Annotated in this window: 9 protein-coding genes and 1 pseudogene; 5 read left to right on the plus strand and 5 right to left on the minus strand. The window is 44.8% G+C overall.

Annotation, left to right across the window (positions count from 1 at the left end):
- On the plus strand, positions 1-179 hold a 179-nt coding region (locus tag ACK5MF_RS15505; RefSeq protein ID WP_416919125.1), incomplete at its 5' end, for an IS3 family transposase.
- 104 nt (positions 180-283) lie between these two features.
- Here ACK5MF_RS15505 and ACK5MF_RS15510 read toward each other — a convergent pair.
- A complete protein-coding gene (locus tag ACK5MF_RS15510; protein WP_416923484.1) occupies positions 284-1,534 on the minus strand; it encodes a TIGR03503 family protein in 1,251 nt (416 codons plus the stop codon).
- Between the two features lie 24 nt (positions 1,535-1,558).
- Positions 1,559-2,302: a DNA polymerase III subunit epsilon gene (dnaQ, locus tag ACK5MF_RS15515; protein ID WP_416923485.1), complete on the minus strand. Its 744-nt coding sequence runs from the start codon at positions 2,300-2,302 to the stop codon at positions 1,559-1,561.
- Between the two features lie 56 nt (positions 2,303-2,358).
- Here dnaQ and rnhA point away from each other — a divergent pair, with 56 nt between their 5' ends.
- A complete protein-coding gene (rnhA, locus tag ACK5MF_RS15520) occupies positions 2,359-2,823 on the plus strand; it encodes a ribonuclease HI (protein ID WP_416923486.1) in 465 nt (154 codons plus the stop codon).
- A 3-nt stretch (positions 2,824-2,826) separates the two neighbouring features.
- Here rnhA and ACK5MF_RS15525 read toward each other — a convergent pair whose 3' ends face one another.
- A complete protein-coding gene (locus ACK5MF_RS15525; RefSeq protein ID WP_416923487.1) occupies positions 2,827-3,561 on the minus strand; it encodes a methyltransferase domain-containing protein in 735 nt (244 codons plus the stop codon).
- Between the two features lie 37 nt (positions 3,562-3,598).
- Here ACK5MF_RS15525 and gloB point away from each other — a divergent pair, with 37 nt between their 5' ends.
- From gloB to ACK5MF_RS15540, 3 genes are all read left to right on the plus strand, one after another.
- The gene (gloB, locus tag ACK5MF_RS15530; RefSeq protein ID WP_416923488.1) at positions 3,599-4,357 is read left to right on the plus strand and encodes a hydroxyacylglutathione hydrolase; all 759 of its coding nucleotides are present in this window, start codon (positions 3,599-3,601) and stop codon (positions 4,355-4,357) included.
- Between the two features lie 72 nt (positions 4,358-4,429).
- A complete protein-coding gene (locus ACK5MF_RS15535) occupies positions 4,430-6,004 on the plus strand; it encodes a LysM peptidoglycan-binding domain-containing protein (protein ID WP_416923489.1) in 1,575 nt (524 codons plus the stop codon).
- A complete protein-coding gene (locus tag ACK5MF_RS15540) occupies positions 6,001-6,687 on the plus strand; it encodes a YIP1 family protein (RefSeq protein ID WP_416923490.1) in 687 nt (228 codons plus the stop codon). Before ACK5MF_RS15535 ends, ACK5MF_RS15540 begins: the two co-directional genes overlap by 4 nt.
- A 37-nt stretch (positions 6,688-6,724) precedes the next feature.
- Here the strand turns inward: ACK5MF_RS15540 and ACK5MF_RS15545 are convergent, their stop codons facing one another.
- Together ACK5MF_RS15545 and ACK5MF_RS15550 are read right to left on the minus strand one after the other, a co-directional pair.
- Entirely contained in the window at positions 6,725-7,570 is an 846-nt protein-coding gene (locus ACK5MF_RS15545; protein WP_416923491.1) for an endonuclease/exonuclease/phosphatase family protein, read from the minus strand.
- A 143-nt stretch (positions 7,571-7,713) separates the two neighbouring features.
- Positions 7,714-7,888: pseudogene (locus ACK5MF_RS15550) on the minus strand (group II intron reverse transcriptase/maturase); the annotation flags it as partial.

The raw sequence follows: 7,888 nt of genomic DNA on the forward strand, positions 1-7,888 counted from the left end.
AAAACTTCTTCGCTTTACTCAAAACAGAGATGTATCACGGTCAAAGCTTCACTGATGCTGATGAACTGATTGCAAATATCGAAGAATATATAGAGTATTACAATACAAAACGGATTAAGGTGAAATTTAAAGGCCTGACTCCGATAGAATATCGAAATCAGGCCTTGCAAGCCGCTTAACAGAAATGTCCAACTTTATGGGGTCACTTCAGAGCATGGGAACGAGGATTCTCTTAACTGATTGGCATTAAGGTTTAACCTCCCTTTCCTTTATCCGCTCTGTATTATTTCTTCGGCATATTGAGCTGCATTTCAGGCAGCATTTCCTTACGAGCTTTAAACTTACGCATAAAGAACCAACCAATCAGAGCCAGAAGAATCACAACTACATTGCCGATAGCAATATAAATCATATATTCGGTTCGACGCTCTTCACGGGCTTGCTGTATCCGTTCTTCTTGAGCAATTCGACTCCGTTGTTCTGCTTCAGCTTCCTGCATCAATCGAGCCTGCTCCAGATCGAGTTCCTGCACCACACTGTAAGTACTCTCCTTCATCGGGAAATACAGCGGGCGTTGAGTCGCCATGTCTGTCGCATAAACACCACCTTCCCAAGCGTAATTACCTAAATCACCATGATAAGGAATGGTTAAATTAAGCTTTAACGAATCAGCCTCTGATGCGCCTTCAACAAGAAATTCTTTATTGTCAGGCGATTGATGACGAATATGCGCAGCAAGTGAACCCGGTTCAATCATGCCTTGCTCACCACTAATGGCGAGCTGGTGCGGTTCAGTCTCGACGCGAGATTGTATAAAACTGACAGAAAGTGGCGATGGATAGACTAACACCTCCTGCTCCAGAGCGCGTAAAAACACACCATTACCCGAAGTAATTCTGACTTTATACTTACCAGGATCTGGAGTGATATTCAGTTTAACGGTGAACACGCCATCGCCCGGCTTTTCATCCAGATCTCGTCCGTCATCCGCAAACTCGCCTATGACTGTAGGTACAGGACGAGCTTCTTTTACCAGACTCTCTTCATCATCAATGTATTTACGGAAAGTGACTTTCAGATTAACTCGGTCGAGAAAATCTTTAAGCAGCAATGGCTTACCATCCGAAGTTAAACGAGCGGTAAATTTCATCTCCTCGTCTTGATAAATTCGACTCGGAAACGTATCGGAAGTGAGTTGCAGATGTGAGATCAACTTAACGTTATTTTTCGGTGACACTTTACCTATCGCTTGCCAAGGCCCCGGCATTGGCTTGTCGATAGAAATAATGTCCATGGTTGGCTCTTGATACCAACGGACATTGTCTGGATTACGCGTCGCGTAATACTTTTTACCATCGGGGCGAACCAATACTACCGGTTGAGAACCTTGTTCGCGATAAATGACAAAGGTAATTTGAGTGATGGTAGGATCAACACGAAATCGGTTATCTAACAAAGAAAGTGAGGATTCACTACTCGCAAAAGTATTCAGACTTAAGAGGAGCCCGATAAGGGCAATGCCAATCCTCAACATATCATCTCCTAAAACAGATCACGCTTATTGACGCCAAAGGCAAGAACCACTCTTAGCCACTAAATCTAAACGCTCTTGATGCGCTTCTAATTCATCGGCGGTAGCCATCAATACCTTTAGTGCTTTTCGTCCACTTTCGACGCGTTTGATCGATCCCGCTCCAGCAGCACCATCGCTTTGCGCTCCGGCATTAAATTGCAGTGATGTTTGACCGCCAGTCATTAACAGGTAAACGTCTGCAAGAATCTCAGCATCGAGCAAAGCCCCGTGCAGCGTTCGGTGCGAGTTATCTATACCATAACGTTCACAAAGTATGTCCAAGTTATTGCGCTTGCCGGGAAAGATTTTCTTTGCCATGGCAAGGGTATCGGTAATTTTACAAATCTGCTCAGTTTTCAGCGAACTGCCACCCAACTTAGAAAATTCGTAATCCATAAAGCCGACGTCGAAGGGCGCGTTGTGTGCCACTAACTCAGCATCTTTAATGAATTCGAGAAACTCTTCATGAACATCCCGATATTCAGGTTTATCGACCAAAAACTCATCTGTGATACCGTGGATTTCCACCGCCTCATCTTGGATTTTCCGATCAGGTTTCAAATAAACATGGAAGTGACGTCCGGTAAGTTTTCGATTGACGATCTCCACCGCACCGATTTCAATGATTCGGTGACCTTCGTAATGTGGACCGCCTTCCTGGTTCATACCTGTTGTTTCGGTATCGAGAACCACAATACGGTCGTATTCAGAATTGCTGCTAGTATTCATCAGGATATATATGTCAGACTATGCCAAATGTGTGCGTAACCCAATAGTATCAAATCATGAAGAAACAGGTGGAAATTTTCACTGATGGATCGTGTTTAGGCAATCCGGGCCCTGGTGGCTATGGTGTGGTTCTGCGTTATAAAAATAACGAAAAGACACTCGCCAAAGGCTATAAACTCACCACCAATAACCGCATGGAAATGCTGGCAGCCGTTGTTGCACTACAAACACTCAAAGAGTCCTGCCACGTCATTTTAACCACAGACAGTCAATACGTGCGTCAAGGTATCACTCAGTGGATCCACAACTGGAAAAAGCGCAACTGGAAAACCTCTGCCAACAAACCGGTCAAAAATGCCGATCTTTGGCAAGCTTTAGATAAAGAAACAGCCCGCCATCAAATAGACTGGCATTGGGTGAAAGGACATGCCGGACACCGAGAAAACGAAATGTGTGATGAGCTAGCACGAGCAGCCGCTGAAAACCCAACAGAAGAAGATGTAGGTTATCAGCCCGAATAACTGCTATTTTTCATCGTGTTTGATGCGGTAATTCACTCCAAGCGGAGAAAGACGCCGCTTCAAACGCCAGTGTGGCTTAATCGGTTTGAGTGGGTAGGTACGCTTACGAGCAACAATAAAATACAAACTGCAAAACGTTGAGCCAACCTCTCCCCGACTATTTTCCAGCCAAGTCCAGAAAGTACGGTATTTTTGCATTGGAAACAGCGCATATTGATCACACTCAATCACCTGATAATTCAACAGCCCTAACCAATCCTTAATGCGATTTGGCGTGAACATTCTGCCACTCCAGGGCAAATTATTTTTACGCCACGGCATTAAACTCGCAAGCCCGGTAAAACTGATGGGATTAAAACCAGTAATGATCATGTAACCATCATCAATCAGCACTCTGTCGACTTCACGCAGCATTCGGTGCGGGTCGTTACAATAATCCAGTTGATGAGCGAGGATTGCAGCATCTATGCTTTTCTCGAAGAAGGGCAAATCAAAACCATCGGCAATCACGGTATGCAAGGGATTTTCTATATCAAGGTGGACTTGGTGTTGAATATTGCAGTTACAACTGGCAAGCTCACAACTCAAGCCACCCAGTTTTAACATATGATAGCCAAAGAGTTTCGGGCACCACTCATCGAGCCGTGTTTGGATAGACTCACTAACCCATTGACCATTTTTCAATTGAGACCAAGAATGAGGTTTCTCAATTTTTTTTTCGCTGCGTGCTGGTTTCATCGCTAACCCGCTTCACCAAGGTGACTGGAGACAACTAATGTTACAGATCAAAAGCATACCTGCATTTAACGATAATTACATCTGGCTGATTCACAATAGCGACAACCGCTGCGCTGTTGTCGACCCGGGCGATGCCAACCCGGTACTGGCGTATTTGGAACAGCATCAACTTACATTAGAGACGATATTAATCACTCATCATCACAATGATCACACCGGAGGCATACGAGAACTTGCCAAGCACTACCCGGAAATTGAAATCATAGGTCCAAGCGATGATCACGTTCCTTATCTAACGCAAAAAGTTTCTGCTGGCGATCAAATAGAGCTGTTTGCTGAACCTTTCTGGGTATTGGGATTACCGGGACATACACTCGGTCATATTGGCTATGTGGGAGATGGCAAACTGTTCTGCGGCGATGTGCTCTTCTCTGGAGGTTGCGGGCGAGTATTTGAAGGCACTATGGAGCAAATGTTCACTTCGCTGGAAAAAATTCAGGCTTTGCCAGAAGAAACCGAGGTGTATTGTGCTCATGAATATACCGCAAGCAACATTGCTTTTGCGATTGCCGTGGAACCCCATAACGAACAGTTACAAATTTATCGTGATGAAGTCATTCGTCTGCGCGCACAAAACAAATCAACCATTCCTACCACTTTGCGCAAAGAGAAGTGGATAAATCCCTTCTTACGCACAAGGGAAGCCAGTGTAATCAAGTCGGTAGCAAATCGTACTGCGCAATATGATCCTATATCAATATTTACCGCATTACGTGAGTGGAAAAACGACTTTTAGAAATTTGCTACTTGTCAGAGCAATAAATAGGCAAGTATTATCTCCAGCCATTTATTGAAAAGAATTTTTTGCATGCGAGTACAAACTAGCTGTCTGTTGGCTCTCCTATTGGCTGGGTGCCAACTCAATCAGACAGCAGAACAAACCACACCTGACGATGTTGAGGTCAATGCACCTCAACAGCAAGTCACGAAGAAACCCACGGTCTCAGGAAAACCTGCGACCGTTGAATCGGTTGTTGAAGAAGTGACTATCTCGCCTCAAGAGCAAGAAGACGTCTGGCAACGCATAGCGATGCAACTTACCTTGGGCATTCCTAAGCAAAAATCGATCGATTACTACCGAACGTGGTACTTAAAACATCCCGGTCATTTACAACAAGTAGCACAACGCGCACAACCTTTTTTATACCTTATTACTGAGAAAATTGAGCAAAGAGGCTTACCACTTGAATTAGCCCTTTTGCCAATTGTAGAAAGTTCGTTTGATGCCTTTGCTTACTCTCATGGAAGCGCCGCAGGTCTGTGGCAATTTGTTCCTGCAACCGGAAAAATGTACGGTCTTAAGCAAAACTTTTGGTATGACGGTCGTCGTGACGTCGATGCCTCAACAGATGCGGCTCTTACCTACTTAACCAACTTAAATAAACGTTTCGAGGGCGACTGGCAACACGCAATCGCCGCTTATAATAGTGGTGGAGGTCGAGTTTCAAGCGCGATTCGTAAAAACAAAAGGTTAGGTAAACCTATCGATTTCTTCTCTCTCGATTTGCCTGAAGAAACTAGCGGTTACGTGCCGAAACTACTCGCATTGGCTGACATCATCGCAAATCAGGAAAAATACGGTATTCAACTTCCCGTAATTGCCAATAAGCCAGTGCTAAAACTCGTCGACCCTAAAGAGCAGCTTGATCTCGCTATCGCGGCAAAATATGCTGGTTTGAATGTTAAAGAGCTGCAAAGCTACAATCCAGCTTACAACCAATGGGCGACAGCACCTGATGGACCATTCCAATTACTTTTGCCAGTAGATAAAGCAGACACTTTCCTTGCCAACGCGGCAAAACACCGCGGTGAAGGGATGAAGTTGATCCGCTACAAAGTGAAAAGTGGTGATAGCCTGAGCGTCATCGCCACACACCACAATACCACAACGAAAGTCATTCAAACCGCTAACAATCTATCAAACAACTCGATTCGAGTTGGTCAATACCTGATGATTCCTACGTCAGTGAAAGATGAAAAAGCCTATGTATTAAGCGCAAACAACCGTCTAGAGAAAACGCAATCTATCTCTCGCGGTAAATACAAATTCACTCACACCGTAGTAAGCGGTGACAGCCTTTGGACAATTGCTCGCAAACACAACATATCAACGGGCTCTCTGGCAAAATGGAATGGTATGGGGCCTAGAGACACGCTACGTATTGGGCAAAAGTTAGTGATTTGGAAAAACAACACCGATGGCGCCATAATCCGTACCGTTTTCTATAAAGTGCGTAACGGCGATACTCTCAGTGAGATTGCCAACAAGTTTAGAGTGAAAACAGCAGACATAGTAAAATGGAATGACTTGTCGAATAACAAATACCTCAAACCAGGTCAAAATCTAAAACTCTATGTCGATGTCACTAAGGTTAGCGTATGAACCCATCCAGTAATCCTTTAACTCTGTTGGTGGATATTTTCCGTTCACCACAAGACTGCTTTGCTGCTCTTTACAACCACAGTGCATGGGGATGGCAGCCATTTATTGTTTTGCTGATCACGCCATTTTTATTTTGGGGTGCTTATTTCGCAAACGTTGATTTCGAATGGCTTAAAGCTGGCTTATCCGCCCAGATGGAAGTGACCAATCCTGATCTCATTCACTTGCTGGAAGCGGATACTTTACTGGCGAGTGAGATCATCAGTGACATTATGAGCCGAACGCTGACCATTGCTCTTCTGGCGCTTTGGTTTAACCTTGCCACCCGTCAAGGCTCGACAAAATTAGGTTTTTGGAAATGGTTTGCCGCAAGTTCAGTTGTGATTTTTCCGGCCGTCATCGGCGATCTAGCCAGTTATGCCAGCATGCTGTTAAAGCATGGACAAGTCATGAGCTACGCCGCCGATCTCAACAGTGTCAATGGCTTAATTAAGCTGCCATTAACCAATCCTTGGTCACCCTTTACCAGTTCATTTCCTCTGCTATTGCCTTGGTATATTTTCCTCGGCTATGCAGCCGTCATTACCTGGACGCAAATAGAGCGCGCTCAGGCAATCGTTATTGCTACCCTGCCCTGGGTTGCCTACTACGGTATTTGGGCTATCAGTATTGCTCTGGGCTAAAATTGCTATAGGTTAAAATAGCTATAGGTTAAAATAGCTATAGGCTAAAGCGCACCAGTAATGGGTTATGATCAGAAGCGTCCGATTCGGGCGCTTTTGCATTTTCTAGCTTTAAGCCCCGATAAAACACATGATCCAACGGTAGGCCGCTGATAAAACGTACTCGGTTATCAGGAGAAAAATCGGCCTCATTGAGCCCTAAAGACGTAAGCACCTGCTTCATCACCTTCACTCTCTCTTCGCTCCAGCTATTGAAGTCTCCTGCAACAATGATAGGGCCGGTATGCTGACTCAATTCATTGGCTAACGCCTGTAACTGAAGTTGGTATTCATCTGTGCCATAGGTGAAGTTAACTGCATGCAAGTTCACGACTGCGAGTACTTGCCCGTTACTGAGGGGATATCGAGCGTAGATTGCCGATTTAGGAAGTCGTAACCAAGGTTCCATTTCGGTATAACCACAGGCTAAGTTAGGTGTGGTTCTGGCAAGATTAATGACTCCCGCAGACTCCCCCATCACTTTAAAAGCATTAACCTGATTACCTTCCCACCCTTGCTCTGACAGCCACTGCTTTAATCCTGTGTTAAGGCTGGCTTCTTGCAGCAGCAGTAACTGCGCATCAGAACTTAAACGGCTAAGTTCTTCGCTCCAGCCCTCTCTGTTCTGCTTATAGATATTCCACACGAGAAGGCCCAGATGACCGTGTTTGTCTAGAGGCAAAGCATGCTCGTTCCGATAACAAACTAATGGTTGCCCGGCACGGTTTTCACCGACAGTGATCAATTGAGGGTGTTCTGGAATATTAAAAACCAGCTTATAACCAGAGAAGACTATCGCTAGACAACTCAATAAGCCCAATAACAACAAATAGCGCTTTTTCATAACAAGTACATGCTAGGCGTAAAAATCTTGGTCGCGGAAAGAAGATATCTGAATGTCAGCTGCGATGAGATGTAATCGAGTAGGGTGAGGCGTTACCGCCTCATCCCTCTCACAGAACCGTACGTACGGACCTCGTATACGGCTCATGCATACTTCCATTCAGCATAATTGCTAAACACATACCCTGTTCCTACTTGCTCAAGATTTACCAACCCCAGTTCGTTGAACCATTGGTTTGGCATCGCATAACTGGCTAGAGGACTTTGCGCATTTCTCCAACTACTCATTCGGATAAATCTAAACGGCGGCTTATATCCA

This window comes from Vibrio sp. (assembly GCF_047973365.1).
In the GTDB taxonomy this organism is placed as follows: domain Bacteria; phylum Pseudomonadota; class Gammaproteobacteria; order Enterobacterales; family Vibrionaceae; genus Vibrio.